The sequence below is a fragment of the Flavobacterium aestivum genome (assembly GCF_026870175.2).
Lineage (GTDB): Bacteria > Bacteroidota > Bacteroidia > Flavobacteriales > Flavobacteriaceae > Flavobacterium > Flavobacterium aestivum.
The window spans coordinates 2537612-2561413 of sequence record NZ_CP113977.2; the positions used below are offsets into that span (position 1 = coordinate 2537612).

General features: G+C 34.0%; 24 protein-coding genes and 1 tRNA gene. 19 read left to right on the top strand and 6 right to left on the bottom strand.

All coding sequences use genetic code 11. The features are described 5' to 3' along the window. Positions 1-2 precede the first annotated feature (2 nt). The 15 genes from bshB1 to OZP08_RS11070 all read left to right on the top strand — a co-directional run bounded on the left by bshB1 (position 3) and on the right by OZP08_RS11070 (position 11243). On the top strand, positions 3-719 hold the full coding sequence (gene bshB1, locus OZP08_RS11000; protein WP_268846139.1) for a bacillithiol biosynthesis deacetylase BshB1: 717 nt from the start codon (positions 3-5) through the stop codon (positions 717-719). A 79-nt stretch (positions 720-798) separates the two neighbouring features. Continuing rightward, positions 799-872, top strand: a tRNA-His gene (locus tag OZP08_RS11005). A 208-nt stretch (positions 873-1080) separates the two neighbouring features. Further along, positions 1081-1944 carry a helix-turn-helix domain-containing protein gene (locus tag OZP08_RS11010; protein ID WP_281321838.1) on the top strand — a complete coding sequence of 288 codons (864 nt, stop codon included), beginning with the start codon at positions 1081-1083 and terminating at the stop codon, positions 1942-1944. Between the two features lie 188 nt (positions 1945-2132). Next, a complete protein-coding gene (locus OZP08_RS11015) occupies positions 2133-2345 on the top strand; it encodes a hypothetical protein (protein WP_268846141.1) in 213 nt (70 codons plus the stop codon). Positions 2346-2468: 123 nt separating this feature from the next. Next, the gene (locus OZP08_RS11020) at positions 2469-3377 is read left to right on the top strand and encodes an NAD(P)/FAD-dependent oxidoreductase (protein WP_268846142.1); all 909 of its coding nucleotides are present in this window, start codon (positions 2469-2471) and stop codon (positions 3375-3377) included. 11 nt (positions 3378-3388) lie between these two features. Continuing rightward, a complete protein-coding gene (locus tag OZP08_RS11025; RefSeq protein ID WP_281321839.1) occupies positions 3389-4024 on the top strand; it encodes a class I SAM-dependent methyltransferase in 636 nt (211 codons plus the stop codon). Positions 4025-4162: 138 nt separating this feature from the next. Beyond that, positions 4163-5011 (top strand): bifunctional helix-turn-helix domain-containing protein/methylated-DNA--[protein]-cysteine S-methyltransferase, encoded by an 849-nt coding sequence (locus tag OZP08_RS11030; RefSeq protein ID WP_268846143.1) that lies wholly within the window; start codon positions 4163-4165, stop codon positions 5009-5011. A 72-nt stretch (positions 5012-5083) separates the two neighbouring features. Next, positions 5084-5806 carry an alpha/beta fold hydrolase gene (locus tag OZP08_RS11035; RefSeq protein WP_268846144.1) on the top strand — a complete coding sequence of 241 codons (723 nt, stop codon included), beginning with the start codon at positions 5084-5086 and terminating at the stop codon, positions 5804-5806. 13 nt (positions 5807-5819) lie between these two features. Further along, positions 5820-6530 (top strand): 2OG-Fe(II) oxygenase, encoded by a 711-nt coding sequence (locus OZP08_RS11040; protein WP_281321840.1) that lies wholly within the window; start codon positions 5820-5822, stop codon positions 6528-6530. 3 nt (positions 6531-6533) lie between these two features. After that, the gene (locus tag OZP08_RS11045) at positions 6534-6782 is read left to right on the top strand and encodes an Ada metal-binding domain-containing protein (protein WP_268846145.1); all 249 of its coding nucleotides are present in this window, start codon (positions 6534-6536) and stop codon (positions 6780-6782) included. Continuing rightward, positions 6758-7366 (top strand): alpha-ketoglutarate-dependent dioxygenase AlkB family protein, encoded by a 609-nt coding sequence (locus OZP08_RS11050; protein WP_268846146.1) that lies wholly within the window; start codon positions 6758-6760, stop codon positions 7364-7366. The genes OZP08_RS11045 and OZP08_RS11050 overlap by 25 nt, the downstream gene beginning before the upstream one ends. A 143-nt stretch (positions 7367-7509) precedes the next feature. Beyond that, entirely contained in the window at positions 7510-8106 is a 597-nt protein-coding gene (locus tag OZP08_RS11055; RefSeq protein WP_268846147.1) for a short chain dehydrogenase, read from the top strand. A 142-nt stretch (positions 8107-8248) separates the two neighbouring features. After that, positions 8249-9631 (top strand): alginate export family protein, encoded by a 1383-nt coding sequence (locus OZP08_RS11060; protein ID WP_268846148.1) that lies wholly within the window; start codon positions 8249-8251, stop codon positions 9629-9631. A 132-nt stretch (positions 9632-9763) separates the two neighbouring features. Further along, a complete protein-coding gene (locus OZP08_RS11065) occupies positions 9764-10273 on the top strand; it encodes a hypothetical protein (RefSeq protein WP_281321841.1) in 510 nt (169 codons plus the stop codon). Then, positions 10263-11243, top strand: a complete 981-nt coding sequence (locus tag OZP08_RS11070) for a WD40 repeat domain-containing protein (protein WP_281321842.1) — start codon at positions 10263-10265, stop codon at positions 11241-11243. Before OZP08_RS11065 ends, OZP08_RS11070 begins: the two co-directional genes overlap by 11 nt. A gap of 64 nt (positions 11244-11307) precedes the next feature. Here OZP08_RS11070 and OZP08_RS11075 read toward each other — a convergent pair whose 3' ends face one another. From OZP08_RS11075 to OZP08_RS11100, 6 genes are all read right to left on the bottom strand, one after another. Next, on the bottom strand, positions 11308-12405 hold the full coding sequence (locus OZP08_RS11075) for a PAS domain-containing sensor histidine kinase (RefSeq protein WP_281321843.1): 1098 nt from the start codon (positions 12403-12405) through the stop codon (positions 11308-11310). Positions 12406-12589: 184 nt separating this feature from the next. Beyond that, complete coding sequence (locus OZP08_RS11080; RefSeq protein ID WP_281321844.1) at positions 12590-13606, bottom strand: M28 family metallopeptidase; 1017 nt, start codon at positions 13604-13606, stop codon at positions 12590-12592. Between the two features lie 51 nt (positions 13607-13657). Next, positions 13658-14635 (bottom strand): DUF3667 domain-containing protein, encoded by a 978-nt coding sequence (locus tag OZP08_RS11085; RefSeq protein ID WP_268846154.1) that lies wholly within the window; start codon positions 14633-14635, stop codon positions 13658-13660. A gap of 142 nt (positions 14636-14777) precedes the next feature. Next, entirely contained in the window at positions 14778-15551 is a 774-nt protein-coding gene (locus OZP08_RS11090) for a dienelactone hydrolase family protein (protein WP_268846155.1), read from the bottom strand. Between the two features lie 111 nt (positions 15552-15662). Then, complete coding sequence (locus tag OZP08_RS11095; protein WP_281321845.1) at positions 15663-17861, bottom strand: penicillin acylase family protein; 2199 nt, start codon at positions 17859-17861, stop codon at positions 15663-15665. A gap of 346 nt (positions 17862-18207) precedes the next feature. After that, positions 18208-18660 carry an Lrp/AsnC family transcriptional regulator gene (locus OZP08_RS11100; protein WP_268846158.1) on the bottom strand — a complete coding sequence of 151 codons (453 nt, stop codon included), beginning with the start codon at positions 18658-18660 and terminating at the stop codon, positions 18208-18210. Positions 18661-18900: 240 nt separating this feature from the next. Between OZP08_RS11100 and rocD the strand changes: the two genes are divergently transcribed. The 4 genes from rocD (at position 18901) to OZP08_RS11120 (ending at position 23730) form a co-directional block, all read left to right on the top strand. Beyond that, positions 18901-20151: an ornithine--oxo-acid transaminase gene (gene rocD, locus OZP08_RS11105; protein WP_268846159.1), complete on the top strand. Its 1251-nt coding sequence runs from the start codon at positions 18901-18903 to the stop codon at positions 20149-20151. Then, complete coding sequence (locus OZP08_RS11110; RefSeq protein WP_281321846.1) at positions 20138-21121, top strand: arginase; 984 nt, start codon at positions 20138-20140, stop codon at positions 21119-21121. Before rocD ends, OZP08_RS11110 begins: the two co-directional genes overlap by 14 nt. 397 nt (positions 21122-21518) lie before the next feature. Further along, positions 21519-22346, top strand: a complete 828-nt coding sequence (gene cobA, locus OZP08_RS11115; protein WP_268846162.1) for a uroporphyrinogen-III C-methyltransferase — start codon at positions 21519-21521, stop codon at positions 22344-22346. Positions 22347-22419: 73 nt separating this feature from the next. Beyond that, complete coding sequence (locus OZP08_RS11120; RefSeq protein WP_281321847.1) at positions 22420-23730, top strand: M20/M25/M40 family metallo-hydrolase; 1311 nt, start codon at positions 22420-22422, stop codon at positions 23728-23730. The last annotated feature ends 72 nt before the right edge of the window (positions 23731-23802 follow it).

The following is a 23802-nucleotide window of genomic DNA, read 5'->3' on the forward strand; positions in this document are numbered from 1 at the left end:
AAATGAAATTAGATATACTAGCTTTTGGCGCACATCCGGATGATGTAGAATTGGGATGTGCCGGAACAATCTTAAAAGAGATTTCTTTAGGTAAAACAGTAGGGATTGTTGATTTGACCCGTGGAGAACTTGGTACTCGAGGTTCAGCCGAGATTCGCGATCAGGAAGCAAATGCTGCTGCAAAAATATTAGGGGTTTCTGTTAGGGAAAATTTGAGTATGCGAGATGGTTTTTTTGTAAATGACGAAAAACATCAGTTGCAAGTCATTCAAATGATTCGAAAATACCAACCAGAGATCGTATTGTGCAATGCTATAGATGATAGACATATCGATCATGGCAAAGGCAGCAAATTGGTATCGGATGCTTGTTTTTTATCTGGCTTGCAAAAAATCGAAACGACTTTGGATGGTGTCATTCAAAAAGCTTGGAGACCCAAAGTGGTGTATCATTATATACAATGGAAAAACATAGAGCCAGATTTTGTAGTAGACATAACTGGATTTACGGAAACTAAGATAGAATCGATACTGGCATATCGTTCGCAGTTTTATGATCCAAATTCAAAAGAACCAGAGTCTCCAATATCGAGTAAAAACTTCATGGAAAGCCTAAGTTATCGTTCTAGAGATCTAGGTAGGCTAACTGGAGTAGAATATGCTGAAGGTTTTACAGTAGAGAGATGTTTGGCTGTCAATAGTTTAGGAAATTTGATGTAATTTTTTTTAAATTTTTTGATTTTTTTGTTTGGATAAGTAAACATTTGTTCTATCTTTGCAACCGCTAAGAGCAAAAATGGTGGTTGTAGCTCAGCTGGTTAGAGCATCGGTTTGTGGTGCCGAGGGTCGCCGGTTCGAACCCGGTCATCCACCCAAAAGTCAAAAGCCTTGAAGAAATTCAAGGCTTTTTTTGTGGAATAAAGTTTCCTTCTGTTTTTTAAATCTATAATGAGTTCTTGGTAATTAAAAGGGGTTTGTTTTTCTTTGTTATTAGCTTTCTATCCGTCTAATACAATGCCAAAAGGATTTTAGATATTCAAAGTAAAAAGATCTCACAACAAAAGTTAAGAATTAAGCAAAAATGGAAAACATTCCAATAAGGCATATTCATGAAATCCAGAAAGAACCCAACTTGTCTGGAAGATTTAGCATAAGGGATATTCAAGTGTTGCTAGAAGGCAAAGACATGGTTCAGGAACTTCACAGGCACGATTTTTTCTATATGCTAGTTTTGGAAAAAGGTTCGGGTTATCACGAGATAGACTTTACAGAATATGAGATTTGTAATCATTCTGTATTCTTAATGCGTCCAGGACAGGTGCATCAGCTTACTTTGAAGGCTGGAAGTACAGGATATTTAATTCATTTTAAAACAGAATTCTTTTATTCCCAAAGCAAGTTATCGCAACAACTTTTGCGCAAGGTAAGTCACATCAACTTTTGCAATCTTGATGATAGTGGATTTAAAAACTTGTATACTATTTTGGCTTCCGTTTTTAAAGAGTATTGCAACAAACTGGAAGGATATGAAGAAGTGATTCAATCCAATCTCAATATTTTCTTTATAGAACTAATAAGACATCGCCAAAACAAGAAAGCTTCCGCTACGGATAACAATCCGTATGCACAGGAACAGTTGGAAAAATTCTTAGAACTTTTGGAGGCAAATATTACCCAATATAAGCAAGTGTCTCAATATGCGGATATATTAAATCTCTCGACCTATCAACTGAATGCAATTACTAAAGAGGTTCTAGGTAAAACATGCTCAGAGCTTATAAACGAGCATATTATATTAGAATCTAAAAGATCACTTCTCGCAACTTCTAATCAGGTTAACCAAATAGCTTATCACCTCGGCTATGACGATGTTTCCTATTTTATACGATTTTTTAAAAAACATACCGGACATTCACCGGAAGCATTCCGACGTAATTTTAAATAAGTCCTATTCAATTTCATTTTTGTCCTATCCTACAGGTTTCATCAGGAAGTACTTTTGTTGAATAAATATTCAAAAAAGTAATCTGTATGAAACGTGCATAATCATTATTGGGTAAAATATACCAATGATGCTATGCAAATTACATATGGTCTATAAAAAACAATAAATAGCTAAATATGAAAACAAAAATGAAATTAATAGCCTCCTTAAAGATATGGATTGTAATTTATCCGTCTATCACGCTTTTTTTATATCTATTGGGAAAATCATCATTGGTACTGCCTTTGTATCAAAAAACTTTATTGCTTACACTCACATTGGTTCCTTGGGTCGTTTTTATCGGTGTTCCTTTTGTAGATTTTATAATCCGTCTGTTATCAACTAAAATCGATAAAAAATAGTCGAGAGTGAAATCTGTTAAAGAGTCTTTATCTTTTTCCTCAAGACGTGAATTTATAAAGCAAAGTGGATTTGCTTTAATAGCAATAGCTTTTCCTTTAGCAAAAAACATAAAGTATAATAAGATGAAAGTTAATAAACAATTTGATGTAATAATAGTAGGAGGTAGCTACTCAGGACTTGCAGCCGGTATGGCTTTGGGCAGGGCGCTGAAAAATGTTTTAATTATTGATAGCGGAAAACCATGTAATGCACAAACACCTCAGTCGCATAACTTCCTTACTCAAGACGGGAAAACCCCGACCGAAATAGCAAGTTTAGGGAAACAACAAGTTCAAATGTATAGTACCGTAGCGTTTTTTAATGGATTGGCAATAAATGGTAAGAAAACTGAAAATGGTTTTGAAATTCAAATAGATTCAGGCGAAATATTTAGTGCAGAGAAATTGATTTTTGCAACTGGAATCAAAGATGCTATGCCAGCCATTGAAGGATTTAAGGACTGTTGGGGTATTTCGGTATTGCATTGTCCTTATTGTCATGGATATGAAGTAAGAAATGAAAAAACCGGCATTTTAGGTAATGGAGATCATGGTTATGAACTATCGATACTAATTTCTAACTGGACAAATGATTTAGTGTTATTTACCAACGGAAAGTCAGCTTTGACAGTTGAACAAACCGAAAAACTCAAAAAGCATCACATAAAAATAGAAGAGAAGGAAGTGGGAAGATTGGAACACAGCAATGGATATCTTCAAAATATCGTTTTCAAAGACGGCACAAAGTCTTCCTTAAAAGTGATGTATTCACGCAATTCATTCAAACAACATTGCTTTATTCCGGAAACCTTAGGTTGCCAATTGACTGATGAAGGTTATATTAAAGTAGATCCTTTTCAGGAAACCACTGTTCAAGGAGTTTTTGCCTGTGGTGATAATGTAACACGCATTCGGACAGTTGCCAATGCTGTAGCCATGGGAACATCAGCAGGAATGACTGCGAGTAAAAAAATGATTTTAGAACAATTTTAAAAGTAACGATTATGAATAAAGCCTGGGATAAAGAATATAAAAACATGTGGGAGGAGCGATACAAAGAAGTCGAGTTTGCTTACGGTAAAGAACCTAATGTTTTTTTTAAAGAATGGATTCAAAAAATTGAACCAAAATCTATATTGATGCCAGCAGATGGCGAAGGTCGCAACGGAGTGTTTGCAGCACAATTGGGTTGGGAAGTAACATCATTTGATTTGAGTGAAGAAGGAAAGTCAAAGACAATGGAATTTGCAAAAGAAATGAATGTTAGCTTGGATTATATTGTTGGTGACTTGGAACAACTTGAGTTTGAAAATGAGTCATTTGATGCCATAGGTTTGATTTATGCTCATTTCTCTGCCTCAAAAAAATCAATTTTGCACAAGAAATTAAATGAATATCTTAAACCGGGAGGAATGGTTATTTTTGAGGCTTTCAGTAAAAAGCATAAAGAGCTAAATGAACTCAACTCTAAAGTGGGTGGTCCAAAAGATATTAATATGTTGTTTTCTATAGCAGAAATAAAAGCTGATTTCGAAAATTATGATATAGCGGTACTGGAGGAGAAAGAAATCATTTTGGATGAAGGCAAGTATCATATTGGTAAAGGTTCAGTGATCCGATTTGTTGGAATAAAAAAATAAGTTGTCAAAGTACATCATAGGCTAGAGGATTGCTCTTAGCAATAATTTGATTATTAATCAGAACACTAAACATTAGCAAGTTTCGGATTTTAGGACTGCAAATTTCTTTCGATCTTTACATTATAAAATCTAAACGTGATGACTGAGCAACAAAATATCAATTATAAACGCATTGCAGAAGCAATCGAATATATTAAAACCAACTTCAAAGAGCAACCCAATCTTGACGAAGTTGCAAAGAAAGTTCATTTAAGTTCATTTCATTTTCAACGACTTTTTAGTGAATGGGCAGGAACAAGTCCAAAGAAATTTTTGCAATACACTACTGTAGAATATGCAAAAACATTATTGAAAGAAAATCAAGTGACACTTTTTGAAACGGCACATGAAGCTGGACTTTCAGGTACAGGGAGATTACATGATCTGTTTGTCAATATTGAAGGTATGACTCCTGCTGAATACAAAAATGGAGGGCAATATTTGACTATAAATTACAGTTATGCCGAAAGTCCATTTGGGAATATTATAGTAGCATCTACTGCAAAAGGGATTTGTTATATGGCATTTGTCGATGATGAATCTACTGCATTTTCAACAATGCAAAATCATTTTCCAAATGCCACTTTCAGGCAACTACTTGATTCGATTCAGCAAAATGCGCTCTATATTTTTACCCATGATTGGACAAAATTAGACCAAATAAAACTGCATTTGAAAGGGACAGATTTTCAACTCAAAGTATGGGAAACACTTTTAAAAATTCCGATGGGGCAACTTACAACCTATGGAGCGATTGCCAATAAGATTGAGAACCCAAATGCATCGAGAGCAGTAGGTACAGCCATTGGGAGTAATCCCGTAGCATTTTTAATCCCTTGTCATCGAGTGATTCAATCCACAGGAATGTTTGGCGGTTATATGTGGGGAACTACCAGAAAAACGGCTATAATAGGGTGGGAAGGAACAAAAAAGCATTTAGAATTTTAAGTTAGCAAGTTTCGGGTTTTATTATTTTCTGATGAAACCCAACTTTGTACTATAATTTAAAATCATTAAAAAATGACAACATTTATTTTAATCCACGGTTCATGGCATAGTTCATGGAATTGGCACAGAGTTGTTCCCATTTTAGAAAAACAAGGTCATAAGGTATTTGCAATCGATTTGCCGGGTATGGGGCGAGATAAAACTCCAATAGAAGAAGTAACATTAAAAACAACAGTTGAGCAAATTTGTACTCTTATCGATAGCATTGATGGCAAAGTTGTACTTGTAGGCCATAGTAAAAACGGTATAATGATTTCGCAAGCGGCAGAATATCGCCCGGAAAAAATCGAAAAATTAATTTACTTGGCTGCCTACTTAATTCCTAATGGCAAAACCCAAGCAGATTATTCTTTGCAAGATGTTAATGGAGTTCTTAAACCTTATGTAACAAGATTTCCAGAAACGAACTCTCATACTTTGCAACCCGAAATTTATAAAGAAGGATTGTATCACGATTGTGATGACAGTATATTTCAAATGGCAAAAATGATACTTAGCCACGAAAGCGCAATAACGGCTAATACACCAATGCAGTTGACCAACGAAAACTTCGGGAGTGTGCCCAGATATTATATAGAATGTACAGAAGACAAAGCTGTAACGCCTTTTATTCAACAAAAAATGTACACTGAGACAGTTTGCGAAAAAGTCTATCAAATGCAGACAAGCCATTCACCATTTTTTAGTAAACCACAAGAATTATGCGACATATTTTTCGAAATAATAGCAAATTAAAATTAGGATTGATATGGAGGTAAAACAAAAAGTAGCGTCAATCAATTGGCAAAACATAGTCGAAGAAATGCATGAAAAAGGATTTGCTATAATTCCAAAATTCTTGACAAGCGATCAATGCGCCGAATTGATAAATGGTTATACTAACACAAACGCTTACAGAAAAACGGTAGTGATGGAGCGCTACCGTTTTGGTTTGGGCGAATACAAATATTTCAATTATCCGTTGCCTAATCTCATTCAGAGTATTAGAGAAAGTGTATATCCAAAACTGGCACCAATTGCAAATGCTTGGATGAAAGTGCTGAATATCCCTGTGACTTTCCCAAATGCACACCAAGAACTTTTAGAACAATGCCATGAAAATAATCAGCTAAAAGCAACCGTTTTGATTCTTAAATATGGCAAAGGCGGATACAACACTTTGCATCAGGATTTGTATGGAGAGGTATATTTTCCGATTCAAACAGTTTTATTTCTTAATGAACCTGATGAAGATTTTATTGGTGGCGAATTTGTGCTGACCCAACAAACACCAAGGGCACAATCAAAAGCGATAGTATTAAGACCTAAAAAAGGGGATATGTTAATTTTTACAACTAACTTTCGACCAATTAAAGGAAGCAAAGGATATTATCGTGTAAACATGAAACATGGAGTAAGCGAAGTACATAGCGGTGAGCGACATACTTTGGGAATTATTTTTCACGATGCTTTGAGTTAGAAAATGATAAAGCATCTTGACATAAGTGATAATGATTTGAGGCAAAAAATCAGAAAGAAAGAAATTAGTTTTGGCGGAAATAGAAAACTAAACATATACGGAACACTGCAATGCAAATCAGGTAAACGAATGAAACGGGAGAACAGAGTTTTCTTTGCATCAGAGGAAGAGGCTGTTAAAAAGGGATTTCGACCTTGTGGGCATTGTATGAAAACAGCATATAAAAAATGGATTTATTCGACAACGAAATAGGGGAATCTAAAAATTTATTGCCGAAAGACGGTATTGTAAATTATTATGGAATGCTATTTACCAATCAGGAAGCCAATCATTATTTGGATAGCTTGCTGAATACAATAGAATGGAAAAATGACCAAGCTATTATTTACGGAAAACTAATAATTACAAAACGAAAAGTGGCTTGGTACGGTGACTCCGAGTTTGAATACACTTATTCTAACAATACCAAGCGAGCTTTGCCTTGGACAAAAGAATTACTCGAATTAAAATCTATTGTAGAAGAAAGAACAGGTGAAACATTTAATTCCTGTTTGCTCAATCTATATCACAATGGCGATGAAGGAATGGCCTGGCATAGCGATGCTGAAAAAGACTTAAAAAAGAATGGAGCAATTGGTTCATTAAGTTTTGGGGCACAACGCAAATTTGCATTCAAACATAAAGAAACCAAAGAAACAGTTTCATTAATTTTAGAGCATGGCAGTTTATTGGTGATGAAAGGTACAACGCAAACCCATTGGTTACACAGACTTCCGCCTACTAAACTAGTAACCAAACCAAGAGTAAACTTAACTTTTAGAACAATTGAGTTCTAAATCGAATTAACCGCTCAGCAACGAAATTTTAAAAGCGAATTGAGTATTTCAAATAAGTCCTATTCAACTTTATTTTTGTCCTATCCTGTCGGTTGTGTCAAGATATACTTTTGCTAAACTAATTAATATAAAAAGTTAAGCAAATGAAAATTATCATCGTAGGTGCAACGGGCACCATGGGTAAGCACTTATCGAGTGCATTCGAAAAAGAACATGAAATTATAAGAGTGGGGTCTAATAGTGGAGACTTTCAGGTAGACATCACATCGACTGAATCAATAGAAAATCTATTTGAACAAGTAGGGCAGTTTGATGCTCTTATATCTACAGCAGGACCAACGCATGTAGGTCCTTGGAAGAAAATGACCGACAAGGAATTCAGAAAAGGAATTGATGGGAAAATGATGGGGCAAATCAATTTGGTTCTCATTGGTCAACATTATATCAATCCCAAAGGGTCATTTACATTAATCACAGGTGGTCTAACCTATGAACCACAATTGAATTTTGCCAATGCAGCTGCAGCAAATGGCGCAGTCGAAGCTTTTGTTCGGGCTGCGGCGATTGAATTGGAAAATAATATTCGTATAAACGCAGTAAGCCCAACGGTTATAGAAGATTCTCCTCAATATTTTCCTTATTTCCCTGGTGAAGTCCCTGTAACAATGCAGCAACTGGAATATGGCTTTCGCAAAAGCGTATTTGGTGCTAACACGGGGCAAGTCATAAAACCATATTAAATTTTCGCTAAGGCGATAGTAATCGTAAGTCATTATTCGCAATGGTAATGACTTACGGATTTCAATCAATCTCAAACTGCAATCTCAAAATTTAATTAAATACATTATTGGTAGCTAGAAAACCCAACCAATCAGAATTCTTATGGGAAAAAATAATCTTTTAATTTACAAAATAGCTTTTCTTTTTGCATTGGTAATAAACCCCGTTATAGCACAAAATAAGATTAGTCTTTTGCGCTATGATGATGACTTTACGAGTTTGAAAAATGACAGTCTCAAAAAAGGGCTCGACCAACTGAAATATGTTCCTTTAAGAGCAAACAATTATATTTCTTTTGGTGGAGAATTGCGTGAACAATTTCAGGTTTATAAAAATATAAATTTTGGAGATGTTCCGCCAACGTATCAAGACATTTCAACCAATCAACTTTGGCATAGATTAATGGTACATTCTAATGTTGAGGTGGGCAATCATTTTCGTTTTTTTATTCAATTCAACAATACACTTCGTTTTTTGAATGACAACCCGATTGCTCCAGAAATAGATGAAAATCAATTAAGTCTTCATCAGGCTTTTGCTGAAGTAAAATTAGACTATTTGAAATTCAGAGTAGGAAGACAAGAATTGTTATACGGTAATAATCGGTTAATAACGGTAAGAGAAGGTCCAAACACAAGATTAACTTTTGATGGAATAGTGATAAAAAAAGCTTTTAAAAACGGAGGAGTTGATTTCTTAGCAGTTTCAAAAGTAATATCCAAACAATATGTTTTTGATGACGAAAGTTTCAAAGAAGGATTGATAGGTATTTATGGAACCCAATATTTTAATAACCGCAAAATAGGATTGGATTATTTTGCTCTTGATTTTCAATCCAAATTAAGAAAATACAATTACCAAACTGGATCTGAAAACAGACAGACTTATGGGATCCGCTTGTTTTCAAATTATAAGAGAGTGAATTTTGAGGTAGAAGGAGCGTATCAGTCGGGTAAGTTTAATGATGTATCGATTAGTGCCTATACAGTTTTAGGCGATGTAAATGTAACTGTATTACCTGCCAATAAAGGGATAATTGGTTTTATGGCTAGCGTAGCATCAGGAGATAATAATAATGGGGACAGTAAATTGAATACCTATAATCTGCTGTATGCCAAACCGGCTTATGGCTTGGCAGTTCCTATTGGAGCTACAAATATGGTAAGTTTAAATCCGTATATTAAAATAAACCCTATACAAAGGCTTAATGTTTTGGGACAAGTGTTCTTTCTGGCAAGAAATAGTAATCAAGACGGAACCTATTCGCCGGGTATGATTCAGAATAGACCAAAGCCGAATTTGCTTTTTAGTTCAACCGAAAAAGAATTGGGTGAATTATATGTTGTTGAAACCAACTATCAGCAAACAAAAAATTTATGGCTTTCATTTGATGCTTCATATTTTAATGCAGGTAACTATCCGATAACAACAGTAAGTGGTAAAAATGTTAAATATATATCTTTTAAAACAACGTTTAAATTTTGATTAATATAAGTCAATTTTTTGAAAATTAACTAGATATAAAAGGATGTAAAAAGAGCGTAAATATTAAATTGTTAATTTGTAACATTTATTACGGTAAATCGTCTTAATATAAACTTAAAAACATCTAATTAAATGAAATCAAAAATTTTCTATGCCTTGAGCATTTGTAATTTATTAGCATTTAGCTTTTATCTTTTTTCTTTTACTAGCAAAGATTCTTCAACAACGATTGATTTTCAGGACAAAATCATAAAAGTGAGAGGGATTGTTGTGGTTGATTCTCTTGGTATTGAGAGAGTTATAGTTGGTTCGCATTTGCCTGAACCTAATTTGAGTGGTTATGGCAGCAGAGCAAATTCCAGAGGGAAAAGTGGTGTTTCTGGAGTTATGCTGTATGATGCTGAAGGACAGGAAAGAGGAGGTTATGTTACAGATGATAATTTAGGAAATGCTTTTTTGACTTTAGATTCTAAAAGCAATATGCAATTATTATTTCTATCGGAACCACAAGGTGCAGCAACAATAATGGTAAATAACAACAATCGAAAAAATGGGATAACATTATCTGCCAACGATGAAGATGCAAGTGTAACCCTGAAGAAAAATGATAAAAAAATAAAATTAAATGGAGATGAGAAATAGTAAAACTCTTTTAGTATTCTTTTTGTTTTTGGGTATCCTGAGTAGTAAAAGTCAAAATATTTTTATCCCGAAACTAACCAATATAAATCCAGTATCGTATACAGATGTGACTTATATGGGGGTTAAAGATACAGTGCTTGTTTCTACATTTAGCGGGAGAATTTCAAAAAGAATAAATGGTAACCCAAAGGAAATTGCAATTGCAAAAATTGATGATGAGGTTTATTCATTGGCCTATCATCCCAAAAGAAAAGAAATTGCGGCTGCAACCTTAGAAAGCGGAATCCTTTTGATCAATGAGAAAAATGGAAAAGTCATAAAAAGCTTGTCTCTAAAAACCACTTGGTCCATTTCGGTTTTCTTTTCTGATAATTTCAATTATCTAGTTACTCAGGATCAGAAAGGAAATCAATATATATGGGATGTGGCTAAAGGTTATCAGGAATTTATATTTCCAACTAATTTCCCAAAAGGAACTATTGTAAAAGTCGATGGGCAAAACGTAGCCACAATTGTCAGTCCCAAAAAAGTAATTTATTGGGATATGAACAATAGTACTATACAAAAGGAGATTCCAGTTGAATTAAAGAAATTGACCGATATAGACAGAGAAGGGAATTTTCTTTTTGTAAATTATAATGAATGCACTAAATACAATAGTACAAGTGGTAAAACGGAATTTCAAGTCAAACATCCTAACTGGATTACTCATAATTCGGAAGATTACAATAAAGTTTATGAAGAACCATATAGTATGCAACTTACGACGGCTAGATTTGCGAAAAATAAAATTTACACAGCAAGTATTGATCGTTCCATCAGAGTTTGGAATAAAGAAACCGGCGAACTTTTAAAATCATTAACAGACGACCATAAGGCAACTGTAAATAGATTAAAAGTATCTAAAGATGAAAACCAGCTTGTATCGGTAGATCTAAAAGGAAGTATTCAGTTTTGGAATATAGACTAGAACGGCAAAACCCCGAAGCGAAAGTTTCGGGGTTTGTTTTTTTATGGTTGATCCTTTGTTTTGTTTAATTTTTTTTAAAGGATATGATAAATGTAGTTCCTTCGTTAATTTTGCTTTCTACTTCAATTTTACCGCCTAAACTGGTAATATGATTGTTTACTAAATAAAGCCCGATTCCTTTGCTGTCAATATGGTTATGGAACTTTTGGTGCAAACCAAAAACTTTGTCCTTTACAAGATTCATATCGAATCCGATGCCGTTGTCCGAAAAAATCAATTGGTCTATTCCGTTGTTATTTCTGGAAGAAATAGAAATAATAGGAGAACAATCAGGCTTGGCATACTTAATTGAATTGGTCATTAAATTCAGGAATATACTTTCTAAGTACGCTTTATTGAAATTAATTTTTTCTAATTGGGAAAAGTTAACATGAATGTTGACTTTAGAATTTTGAATCAAAGAACCTATGGAACGCGTTACAGCTTTTAAGGATTCATTCAAGTCTAATTCTTCAACTTCGATAATTGCGTTATTCTTAAGAGTCAAAATGTCTATATAATCATTTAAAGTCTGTTTTAAACTTTCGCTGGTTGATTTGAGCATTTTAATAAACTCTAATGTTTCATCATCATCGATTTTTGAAAAATCCAAAAGACTGAAAATAGAAAGTAAATTGTTTACCGGAGATCTCAAATCATGGGAACTGGTATAACTTAATTTCTTGAGGTCTTTATTGATTTTTGTGAATTTAGTAAGAAGCAAATTTCGCTCTTCTTCTAGTTTCTTGGTATGCGTGATGTTTTTGGCAATGGCATAAATTAGTTTTTCGCTAACAATTGGCATAGAAGTCCAGGAGAGCCATACAATCTCTCCGCTCTTTGTTACATATCGATTTTCGAAATTTAGTAATGGTTTATTTTTGGTCAATTCACCTCGAACTTTTGAAGTAAAATCGCGGTCATCTATATAAATAAAATCATTAATGGGTTTTGAAAACAATTCTTCATTGGTATATCCCAATAGTTTAGAAACAGCCGGGTTTATTTTTTTGAAAAAACCATCAAAACCTGCTATGCATAACAAATCAGCTGATAGCTCGAAAAAATGCTCGAATATATAAGCGTTATCTGGACTTGGATTTGAATTATGATTTTTTGTCATTATCGTGTAATAGAGTCGTTATTGTTTCTATGTTGTAAATAACAGAAAAAGCGTATCGAGTAATCTTTCTCCAGTTATTTGTTTATATTCAATTCAAAGCATTGTCAAGTTTCGAAAACGGATATAGATCAAAAAAAAAAAAGGAACATCAAATTTCTTCGAAGCTCCTTTTTTTATTAGATGTTTATTTTATTGGTTTGTCAACTACTGGTCTTTCAGTTCTGTTGGCTAAATCCCAAGCAATGACAAAGGCTAGTTGGGCTCTTTTTGCCAAAGCATCATATTCGATTTTGTTTGGCTCATCCGATTTTTGATGATAATCTTCATGAACACCATTAAAGAGGAATACTGCTGGAATACCGTTCTTAGCAAAATTATAGTGATCAGAACGCTCATAAAAATGGTTTGGATCTTTCGGGTCGTTGAATTTGAAGTCCAAATCTAAATGAGTGTATTTATTGTTTTCTGTAACAGTTATGTTGTGTAAATCGGTTGAAAGTCTATCAGCACCTATCACATAAACATAATTATTGGTATTAGAATGTTCTACATCACGACGACCAATCATATCAATATTAATATCAGCAATGGTGTTAGCGATCGGGAATAATGGGTTTTCTGAGTAGAATCTAGAACCGTGCAAACCATGCTCTTCGCCTGTTACATGAAGAAACAATATAGAGCGTTTAGGTCCGTGACCTTCTTTTTTTGCTTTCTGAAAAGCTTGAGCAATTTGTAGTACCGCTACAGTACCAGATCCATCATCATCGGCACCATTATATATTTCACCATTTTTGACCCCAACATGATCGTAATGTGCAGAAATAACAAGAACCTCATTTGGTTTTTCAGAACCTTCAATATAGGCCCAAATATTTTCAGAATCAGGTAAGTTTTCGTTACGTCTGGCATTTAAATAAGCTGCTGGAATTGGTTGGTAATAATCTTTAGCTCCTTTAGGAAAAGAAATACCGCTTTTTTTATATTGACTGATAAGATATTTACCTGCTTTTTTTTGACCTTTTGATCCAGTATCGCGACCTTCCATTTTATCTGAGGCAACAATATAGAGTTTGGTTTTTAGCTGATCTGCCGTAATGGTACTCATGAATTTTGTGGGGTCAGTGTTATTAACACTTTCCATTTGGGCAAAACATGAAAAGCTACCGGTTAGCGCCAAAAGAATTATGAATTTTTTCATGGATTATTAATTTGTTTAAAGATGTTAGAAGGTAAAATTAGTGATTTTTTATTATGATAGATGAAATAATGTATACAAAGCCAATAAACACAAGATTAATGCGATAAAAACACAGTTAATTACAAACAAAAGTGTACTTTTTGTGATAGATACTAAACGGGTTTCTCCATACATTTTTTGATGTGCTTTGTAAAAATACAGAAATGCCCAAATACTTGTTGCAAATGAAAAGAGTATAGAAATACTCTCGGATATATTGGTGTTTGGAATGAGCGAAATACCATAGTCTATTATAGAGTATATGGTAAATGTGAGAAGTAAAAAACCGATATAATGCAAGGTAAATATACTGTGGTCGAAAAAAAGCCATCTTTTTTTGTCTTGAAAAATCCATAACCAAAACCCAAAAATTGGTAAATAAAGGAATATTGCTTTTGGTAAATTATGAAGTAATGATTCACCAAATTTTTCTTTTATTTCTTCTTTGGTTTTCTTTTGGTTTAATGTTATTGCATTTTTGACAAGCCAATGTTGAATGGCTCCCATGCGTTGCTCCTTGGGTAATGCATTCTGAATAGAATCCATTTCATGAATAGAGCTATAGTTTTGGGTTCCCAAAACGGAAAATGTTTTGACATTATTGCTGTCTTTTAATGCTTCATTTTTTTCGTCTTTAATCTCAAATTTTTTCTCATCACTGATTTCTTTATCGGTTTCAGGGAGAAGACTTGGAATTAAAAAGGTAATAAAACTTATAAAAAGATACAGTCTAACTGGTGGAACAAAATTGAGTCTTTTTCCAGATAAATATTCGGTAGTAAGTTTTGAAGGTTTAAAGAGTAAATACTTTATGGTTTTCCAGAAAGCATTGTCATAATGTGTAAAATCTTCAAAAAAGTGGGTAAACAAATGCTTGAACGATTGACGGGTTTCAATATTTTCCTGACCGCAATTGGGGCAAAATCGTTGTGAAACTACATAATGGCAATTTAAACAGGTTTTATCTTCTCGAATAGAATGTTTTGACATAAAGGCTTTTTAAAATGAAAGAGAATTAAAACAACAAAAAGATGTTGCTTTAATTCTTTTGGATATTAGTTGTAAAACTAACTAGAAGTTACACTTTTACAAAAATTATTTTTAACAATAAAAAGGGACTAAGTTTTAGTCATTATTTTTTCAAAACTTCATTCAAGAATAGTTTCAAGTGCTCAAAGGAACGTTTTGCCGCTTTTTCATTATAAGCAGCTCCTTTTGAATTGTCATCTCCAGATTCTGGATTGGTAAAGGAATGAACCGCATTGGCATAATAAATCATTTGCCAATCGGCTTTTGTATCACGCATTTCTTTTTGAAAAGCCAAAACCTCTTCTGTAGATTCATACGGATCATCCGCTCCGTGACATACTAAAACTTTGGCAGTAATAGGCTCTGTTGGTCGCGAATGGTCTTTGGCTAAACCTCCGTGAAATGAAACAGCTCCTTTTACTTTTAAATGTCCACGAGCAGCTTCTAGTGCTCCTGTGCCTCCAAAACAATAACCAATAACTACAATATTATTTGGATTGGCACCAGCTGCAATTAATTGCTGCAAGGCCAAGTTAATTCGTTTTTGATAGGCTTCGAAGTTTTTTTTGTAAAAACCAGCTTTATTGCCTGCTTCATTATTGTCTTTTGGGTAATTTCCTTCGCCATAAATATCGGCTATAAAGGCATAATAGCCCAATTTTGAAAGTTTATCAGCGGTGTCTTTAGAAAGTTTGTCAATACCTCTCCAAGCGGGAAGAATCAAGATTCCCGGTTTCTCGACACTTTTATTTGCAGGAGCTATTTTAAAACCATTCAAAATTTGCGCTCCATCTTTGTATTGCACAGGTTGTAATTGGGCAAATGAATATCCGGAATACATTATTAATCCTAAAAATATGCAGTTTAGATTTTTCATAGTATTTCTTTTTTATACAAATATCTGAATAATAATGGTATGAATTAATTTGTTAATAACTTCTTTTTGAGTCTATTGGCTTTGTTTTGAAGTCAGAAACTAATCTTGGTATTATTCCCCAGGATGATAAGTGCGTTCTGCATTTTTTTGAACATCATCTTTGTAAAAAAGTACATCCTTGAATTGTCCCTTTTCGTACATCTCAGCTTGATCCATAAAATGTTTTGATTTCGGATCACCGCTATTCCCACCGGCAAGTAATGATTTGGCTTTTATTTTATCACCAAATTCCACCGCACATACAAAGCTATTACCACTATACCCATATCTTTTTTTTGTGTTTTTTTGATAATTGCTTGAATAGGCAGGTAGGCAACCCCATAGTGATGATGCGTACCCAATTGGTAAACTTTCTAAGGCATCGTTGTAAACAAGATTTATGTCGCCAGAAGATCTTTGGTAACGATTAATTTCTCCCCATGGAATCTGCCAAGTACCAAATTTGGTTTTCAATTCATTAACTACCAATTGCAATTTTGGTAGTAATTGATCGGCATTGGCATTTTTAGCGAAGTTTTTTATATTTTCTACCTGATCTATATCTTCATTGATGATAGCCGCTTTCTGAATGTCTGGATATAATTTAACTCCCCATTCAATTGCCAATGTTGTGGCTACTGAATTTTCATTAGAATAATAATCCCATTTTTTTAATACTGCTATAGGCTCTGCTAAGTCATTGTATAATGGGTTTTCGGGTTTTATATTTTCTTCAAAACGAGCCACGAGAGTAGGGATTAAGACTTCAAAAAAAGATAGTTTTGTGTCGTATCCGTCTGAAATTATTTTGTCTAAAGTATGTTTATCTCCTTTGCTTAAAAGTCGAACGGCATTTATAGCCCTGAAATTTTCATCATCGGGTGCCATGTAGGACGGGTAATTTTCTTTTTTGGGACTATTGGCTCCAGCGACACTATAGGGTGAAGAATTGCAGTTTTGTAACCATCCGTTGGTTGGGTTGTATACATGTACGGTTTCGGAAACATCGTGTAATCCTCTCCACTGTGTGGTAGATGTTGTTCCGTCCATTGTCTTTGCACTATTGAGGCTTTTATCTCGAATAGGAATAAAATTTCCGTGCCAATAGGCAATGTTACCTTTGTTATCCGCAAAGACGGTATTGTTTGAAGTGTTGGCCTTCAAATCCATTGCTTTTTTATAATCCTCAAACCCTTTAGACTTGGTTCTGATCCAGCTTTGCACCAAACTATTCATCGAGCGGTTATTAGATTTTAGGCTGATCCATTTTTCGTCTCTTTTGGCCATGATAGGACCGTGATTGGTAAAATAAGTTTTGAATGTTTTAGGGATTAATTTTCCGTTTTCCAGATAATTGATGGTAATTGCTTTTTCGATTACGGGTAGTAATTTTTTATCATACTCGTAAAACAGTTTTTTGTTCTGGGTGATTATTTTCTCGGCATAGGTATCAGCAACATCAACTTGTGATGAAGTATGCATCCAGCCACAATTAGCATTAAAGCCTTGATAAATAAAAAACTGTCCCCAAGTTACGGCTCCATAGACATTCAAACCTTCTTGGCTAGTTACTTGGATTTCGGGTCTGAAATAAAATGATGTGTGCGGGTTGATATAAAGGATGGCATTACCAGAGGCCGTTTTAGAAGGAGCTAACGCAAACCCATTAGAACCGGTTTGAACATCTTTTTTTCTTTCTACATAAGTATATTTATCATTATTTCCATAAAAGGCTTTCAGTTCGGCATTCGTGAGATCGGCCGTACTGATGGCACCAATGCTTCCATCAGTCCAAAGTAAGGGAAACCAAGGTTCGAAACGGGTTAACAAGGCCGGTTTTATTTCGGGATGATTGTATAAATAGAAGTTGATCGCATCGGCATAACTATTCAGTAATTTTTTCAGCCAAGGATCAGCTTTTTTGTAATCCGCTTTTGCTTCATTAGCATCAATCAAAAGACGTATTTCAAGATCATTATAGAGAAAAGATTGCCCCTTAACTTCCGAAAGACGACCTAGTTTTTCAATATAATTCATCTCAATACGATTGAAATCATCTTCGCATTGAGCGTACAACATTCCGAAAACAGCATCAGCATCAGTTTTGCCGTAAACGTGAGCAATTCCCCAATTGTCTCGGATAATTGTAACCTCTTGTGCCAACTTTTTAAGTCGGTTAATTTCTTTAGAATCTGTATTTTGAGCAAACACATTAAAACTAATACAGATAAAAAGAATTCCTAATTGTAAATAGCTTTTGTGATTGTGCATATTTTGAGATATTAAGTTTTTTGGTAACTATTCAGCCATTGGTAACTATTCAGCCATTGGTAATTAGTTAAAAGTAAAAAGTAAAAAGTAAAAAGTAAAAAGTAAAAAGTAAAAAGTAAAAAGTAAAAAGTAAAAAGTAAAAAGTGAAAAGTGAAAAACATATATGCACAGTAAAGAATAGTGTTCTTGGTTCAGATGAAAAAGGTGTTTTTATTTGATTTTTTTTGGGAAAGAAACCAACTTTCAATACTTTTTCCCTTTAAGTCTTTTGACTTTTGGCTAATGCCTTTTTACTTTTCACTTTTGCCCTTTGCCTAATGGCTATTGCCTGAATACAATTTTTGAATTAAAGAGTAACATTCCGTTTAAAAGCACAACCCAGTTCTATTAAAGAATCGGTTTTTGCTATGCCGGGTATATTGTCAATTTGTTCATAAAGAAGTTTTCGCATGTGCGCATGATCTTTAGCAATCATTTTGATATAAAGAGTGTATTGACCCGTAATAAAATAGCATTCAGTAATTTCAGGGATATTCTTCAAAGCTTCAATAACTCTTTCGGAATCATGGTCTTTTTTTAGTGTAATTCCAGTAAAAGCAGCCCAGTCATACCCAATCTTTTTTTCGTTTAGAGTAGGTTTAATTCCAGTTATAATTCCTTGTTCAATTAAGCGATTGATGCGTTGGTGCACCATTGTATTGGATATTTTAAGATTAGTCGCAATTGCAGAAAAAGCCATTCTACCGTCTTTCTCTAATTCCTTAATTATATTAATATCGAATTCATCTAATATTTCCATTTTTAGGTCTATTTAAGTTAAAATCACTTTTTTTTGAAGTTATAAAAGTAATTCTTTTTTATTTATGTTTAAATGTATAAATTATATCTAGTGATAAAATTTAAATAATGACTTTTTTTAGTTGTAATAAATTAATTATTATTAAAAAGTGGTTAATATTAAGTCAAAAAATGTGTATTTATGCATTTAAATAGAAATTTTCATTACTTTTGTTAAGTAAATATTTAAAAGTATCTCATTATGACACATACAACAGAAAAACTTTCTTCTAAATCGGAAGCTTTAATTGAAAAAGAAAACAAATACGGAGCCCATAATTACCATCCGCTACCTGTTGTATTAGATAGAGGAGAAGGAGTATATGTTTGGGATGTAGATGGAAAAAAATATTTTGATTTCCTATCTGCGTATTCAGCCGTAAATCAAGGGCATTGCCACCCGAAAATTATTGGTGCTATGGTAAAACAAGCACAAACAATGACATTGACTTCACGAGCGTTTCATAACAGCCAGTTAGGAGTTTATGAGGAATACGTAACCAAATATTTTGGTTTTGATAAAGTGTTGCCTATGAATACAGGTGCCGAAGCGGTAGAAACTGCTTTGAAATTATGTAGAAAATGGGCTTATGAAGTAAAAGGAACTCCAGAAAACCAAGCACAGATAATTGTTTGTGAGAATAATTTTCATGGAAGAACAACCACTATTATATCATTCTCTAATGATGAAACGGCACGTAAAAGTTTTGGTCCTTTTACAGAAGGGTTTATAAGAATCCCTTATGATGATATCGAAGCTTTAGAAAATGCATTAAAATCGAATAAAAATATTGCTGGATTTTTGGTAGAGCCTATCCAAGGTGAAGCCGGAGTTTACGTTCCTACCGAAGGTTATTTGGCAAAAGCCAAAGCACTTTGTGAGCAACATAATGCTTTATTCATTGCTGATGAAGTTCAGACAGGAATTGCAAGAACTGGTAAATTATTGGCAGTTCATCATGAAAATGTACAACCAGATATTCTTGTTTTAGGAAAAGCAATCTCAGGAGGTGTATATCCAGTATCGGCAGTTTTAGCGAATGATGCTATTATGAACGTTATAAAACCAGGTCAGCATGGGTCTACTTTTGGGGGTAATCCAGTTGCAGCAGCAGTGGCGATTGCAGCTCTTGAAGTAGTGAAAGACGAAAATTTATCGGATAATGCCGAGAAGCTAGGAATCCTTTTGAGAAAAGGACTTAATGAAATAGCCGAACGTAATCCATTGATCACTTTGGTACGCGGAAAAGGTTTGTTGAATGCTATTGTTATAAATAGTGGAGAAGATTCAGATTTGGCTTGGGATATTTGCTTGCGTTTCAGAGACTATGGATTATTGGCAAAACCAACCCATGGTAACAAAATACGTTTGGCACCGCCATTAGTAATTACTGAAGCTCAAATCCAAGAATGTCTTACTATTATAGAAAAAGCACTAAATGATTTTAGATAAGATTATGATGGAACGCTCGATAAAATTAATAAAGAACAGATCTGATATTGGTGCCGGTACACGGGGTTCCGATATGGGAATTGATGCAATAGAAATTGCTGCTATTAATCAGAACAGTGACTACTTTAATGAATACGAATTTGAAGATGTTAAAACGCATAACGAATCTATATACGATAAAGACCGTAATTCGTTTGCCAAAAGAATAGAACATGTTGTAGAACAATGTACTAGAGTTTCGTATTCTGTAAAGAAAAACCTCGGAGCTGGTTTTTTTCCTATTGTTTTGTCAGGAGATCATTCTTCGGCTCTAGGAACTATAAGCGGAATAAAAGCGGCTTATCCTGATCAGACTTTAGGGGTTATTTGGATCGATGCCCATGCCGATTTGCATTCACCATATACATCACCTTCAGGGAATATTCACGGTATGCCATTGGCAGCAGCTTTGGGAGATGATAATTTAGATTGTCAAATCAATGAAGTGTTTACAGAAACACAAGAGCATTGGGAGGCAATGAAAAATATAGGATGTCCAGGAGCAAAAATTTCAGGCGAAGATTTAGTATATTTTGGCGTTCGTGACACTGAAAAAGCCGAGGATAAGCAAATAGAAAAATTACATGTTAAGAATTATAAAGTAGATGAAGTGCGTTATAGAGGTTTAGAAACCTGTGTTTCTGAAGCTTTAGTAAATTTAGCACATTGTGATATGTTATATATCTCTTTTGATGTAGATTCGATGGATTGTGATTTGATATCTTACGGTACAGGTACACCGGTTCCAAGAGGGTTCGATCAATATGAAATTATAGATATTATCAACCAAATTATAAAGTCTAAAAAAGTAGTTTGTGTTGAATTCGTTGAGGTAAATCCACTTTTAGACACAAAAGGAAATAAAATGGCTGAGACTGCTTTTGAAGTTTTAGAAGCTATTACTTCTACACTTATTTTGCCAATAGAATAGTTTTTTTAATAAGTATGACTATTAGTAATTCATACTTAAAGAAAAAATACGCTCTAAGTCCTTGCGAGGAACGAAGCAATCTCATTTAGTATATCCATCACGAAGATTCCTTAGTTTGCTAATGCTAATGAGATTGCTTCGTTCCTCGCAAAGACAAACACAATGATAAAAAAAGCCCGAAATCAATTGATTTTGGGCTTTTTTTTGTCTGATAGTCAAAAAGTGGAGTCTTTTTTATAAGAGCAAAATAAAAGAAATTCTGAATTATTTATGGCTTGTTTTCTGTTTTGAATATTTACATTTGTGTAAGATGTTTTGCTTAGTTTGTTAGAATTTTTATTAGAAACTAATGAAAAACACTCTATTTGCTTACTGATTTTAATACAAGTCTAAAGAAATGAAACCAATTAATAAACCAAAGCTAACAGTAGTGGGAGCTGGGCCAGGTGATGCAGAATTAATCACCCTTAAAGCCATAAAAGCGCTAGAAAGTGCTGATGTTGTCTTATATGATGCATTGGTAAATGAAGATTTGTTGCAGTATGCCAAACAGGCTGAGATTATATTTGTCGGGAAACGCTCAGGATGCCATGCTTACAGTCAGGATCAAATCAATGATCTTATTGTTGCTATGGTCAAACAATGGGGTCATGTAGTTCGGTTAAAAGGTGGTGATCCATTTGTTTTTGGGAGAGGAAGTGAAGAAATTGATTTTGCAGAGCAATTTGGTATTGAAACCGCTATAGTTCCCGGTATATCATCGGCATTGGGAGTGCCTACTGCCAATGGAATCAGTCTGACTCAAAGAAAGGTTTCCGAAAGTTTTTGGGTAATAACCGGAACAACTTCTGAGCATAAATTGTCCAACGATGTTGTTTTGGCTTCAAAATCTTCGGCAACAGTAGTTATTTTGATGGGTATGCATAAATTAGATGAGATAATTGCTTTGTACCAAAATAATAGAACCGATGATTTGCCTATAGCCATTATTCAAAACGGAACCAAAAGCAATGAGAAAAAAGTAATTGGTACGATAAGTTCTATTGCTGAGTTGGTAAAAGAAAATGAAATGGCTTCTCCGGCAATTATTATAATTGGAGAAGTGGTTCAAAATACATCGAAATTGACTTCTTTTATAAATGAAGAATTGACAAAAGAATCATTTTTAGAAGATGAATTTATTTTACAAAATTTAAATAGTTTAGGATTTCGACATAAAAAATAAAATTTGAGTTCAAAGTGTAACAAAGTGTTATGATTTTTGTCAAACAAATGATAAAGTTTTAATAGATATAAATATGGAAAAAAAAGTTTTAGGTCTTATTGCCTTAAGTTTAGGTTTTAGTTATGCGGTCGCAGGGCAATCGATCGATAAGGTCATTGAATTGAAAGAAGTGACTCGAATAGAAAAAGTACTTTCTGCAGATGATATGCAAGGCAGAAGAACATTTACTCCGGGGATAGATAAAGCTTCGGCCTTTATTGAATCAGAATTTAAGAAAATAGGATTACAAACTTTTAATGGAGCTCCTAATTACAGACAGGAGTTTTTTATGACCGAATCAAAAGAAGTCTCTTCAAAAGTTACTATTGATGGCAAAGAAATAGACAAAGCTAAAATAGTTGCATTTTCATATCAGCCACAAGTTTCCTTAACAGAGAAAAATGACATTTCGGTAGTTAGAATAAAAAAAGGAGATAATGTAGGTCAAAAATTTAATGAGTATTACAATGGCAAAAAAAGCGTATTGGTACTAGTTGACGATTCTTTTAATGGCTTATTGGCCAATATTAAGCATATTGAGAGAATGGCATCAGAAGCAAAGGAAAATACAGTTGTATTTGTATTTGGCGTATCTGAGGCAACAACTTTTTCTATAGATCTTAAAAATACAATTGCAAAAAAAGCATTGAATAATGTGGTTGGGGTTTTGCCTGGAAAAAGCAAGCCTAGTGAATATGTGATTTTTTCGGGGCATTATGATCATCTAGGGGTGGGTTCTCCAGAAGAAGGAATGCCACATAATGCAACGGATTCTATTTATAATGGTGCCAATGATGATGCGGCAGGAACTACAGCAGTGATTATGTTGGCTAATTATTTTAAAAAGCTAAACAATAATGAGCGTACAATCATTTTTACCACATTTGTAGCCGAAGAATTAGGAGGTTTTGGAGCCAAATATTTCTCTAAACAAATGAATCCTGATAAAGTGATAGCTATGTTCAATCTGGAAATGATTGGAACCGAATCTAAATGGGGTAAAAACTCGGCTTATATTACCGGATATGAAAAAACGAATATGGGTGAGATATTGCAGAAAAACTTAGAAGGAACCGCTTTTAAGTTTTATCCGGATCCATATCCACAAGAGCAATTGTTTTATAGATCAGACAATGCTACTCTAGCTAAACTTGGAGTTCCTGCACATACTATTTCGACTTCAAAAATGGACAGTGAACCGAATTACCATAAGGCAAGTGACCAAATAGAAACGCTTGATATGAATAATATGACCGCAGTAATTAAGGCTATTGCATTAAGTTCATCTAGCATTATAAGCGGAAAAGATACACCAACAAGAGTAGATACTGCTCAGTTGAGATAATCTTGAAATTAATTTGAAGCTAACAAAAAGCCCCGAATAATAAGATTCGGGGCTTTTTTGTTGGTTTTTTAT

What these genes read in the sequence shown, in the direction of transcription:
- OZP08_RS11035 (WP_268846144.1), top strand. Translation starts at nt 5,084, where the DNA reads ATGACAACATTTATTTTAATCCACGGTTCATGGCATAGTTCATGGAAT.
- OZP08_RS11110 (WP_281321846.1), top strand. Translation starts at nt 20,138, where the DNA reads ATGATTTTAGATAAGATTATGATGGAACGCTCGATAAAATTAATAAAG.
- OZP08_RS11015 (WP_268846141.1), top strand. Translation starts at nt 2,133, where the DNA reads ATGAAATTAATAGCCTCCTTAAAGATATGGATTGTAATTTATCCGTCT.
- OZP08_RS11075 (WP_281321843.1), bottom strand. Translation starts at nt 12,405, where the DNA reads ATGACAAAAAATCATAATTCAAATCCAAGTCCAGATAACGCTTATATA.
- OZP08_RS11080 (WP_281321844.1), bottom strand. Translation starts at nt 13,606, where the DNA reads ATGAAAAAATTCATAATTCTTTTGGCGCTAACCGGTAGCTTTTCATGT.
- OZP08_RS11100 (WP_268846158.1), bottom strand. Translation starts at nt 18,660, where the DNA reads ATGGAAATATTAGATGAATTCGATATTAATATAATTAAGGAATTAGAG.
- OZP08_RS11095 (WP_281321845.1), bottom strand. Translation starts at nt 17,861, where the DNA reads ATGCACAATCACAAAAGCTATTTACAATTAGGAATTCTTTTTATCTGT.
- OZP08_RS11065 (WP_281321841.1), top strand. Translation starts at nt 9,764, where the DNA reads ATGAAATCAAAAATTTTCTATGCCTTGAGCATTTGTAATTTATTAGCA.
- OZP08_RS11055 (WP_268846147.1), top strand. Translation starts at nt 7,510, where the DNA reads ATGAAAATTATCATCGTAGGTGCAACGGGCACCATGGGTAAGCACTTA.
- rocD (WP_268846159.1), top strand. Translation starts at nt 18,901, where the DNA reads ATGACACATACAACAGAAAAACTTTCTTCTAAATCGGAAGCTTTAATT.
- OZP08_RS11120 (WP_281321847.1), top strand. Translation starts at nt 22,420, where the DNA reads ATGGAAAAAAAAGTTTTAGGTCTTATTGCCTTAAGTTTAGGTTTTAGT.
- OZP08_RS11020 (WP_268846142.1), top strand. Translation starts at nt 2,469, where the DNA reads ATGAAAGTTAATAAACAATTTGATGTAATAATAGTAGGAGGTAGCTAC.
- OZP08_RS11010 (WP_281321838.1), top strand. Translation starts at nt 1,081, where the DNA reads ATGGAAAACATTCCAATAAGGCATATTCATGAAATCCAGAAAGAACCC.
- OZP08_RS11030 (WP_268846143.1), top strand. Translation starts at nt 4,163, where the DNA reads ATGACTGAGCAACAAAATATCAATTATAAACGCATTGCAGAAGCAATC.
- cobA (WP_268846162.1), top strand. Translation starts at nt 21,519, where the DNA reads ATGAAACCAATTAATAAACCAAAGCTAACAGTAGTGGGAGCTGGGCCA.
- OZP08_RS11085 (WP_268846154.1), bottom strand. Translation starts at nt 14,635, where the DNA reads ATGTCAAAACATTCTATTCGAGAAGATAAAACCTGTTTAAATTGCCAT.
- OZP08_RS11040 (WP_281321840.1), top strand. Translation starts at nt 5,820, where the DNA reads ATGGAGGTAAAACAAAAAGTAGCGTCAATCAATTGGCAAAACATAGTC.
- bshB1 (WP_268846139.1), top strand. Translation starts at nt 3, where the DNA reads ATGAAATTAGATATACTAGCTTTTGGCGCACATCCGGATGATGTAGAA.
- OZP08_RS11045 (WP_268846145.1), top strand. Translation starts at nt 6,534, where the DNA reads ATGATAAAGCATCTTGACATAAGTGATAATGATTTGAGGCAAAAAATC.
- OZP08_RS11025 (WP_281321839.1), top strand. Translation starts at nt 3,389, where the DNA reads ATGAATAAAGCCTGGGATAAAGAATATAAAAACATGTGGGAGGAGCGA.
- OZP08_RS11060 (WP_268846148.1), top strand. Translation starts at nt 8,249, where the DNA reads ATGGGAAAAAATAATCTTTTAATTTACAAAATAGCTTTTCTTTTTGCA.
- OZP08_RS11070 (WP_281321842.1), top strand. Translation starts at nt 10,263, where the DNA reads ATGAGAAATAGTAAAACTCTTTTAGTATTCTTTTTGTTTTTGGGTATC.
- OZP08_RS11050 (WP_268846146.1), top strand. Translation starts at nt 6,758, where the DNA reads ATGGATTTATTCGACAACGAAATAGGGGAATCTAAAAATTTATTGCCG.
- OZP08_RS11090 (WP_268846155.1), bottom strand. Translation starts at nt 15,551, where the DNA reads ATGAAAAATCTAAACTGCATATTTTTAGGATTAATAATGTATTCCGGA.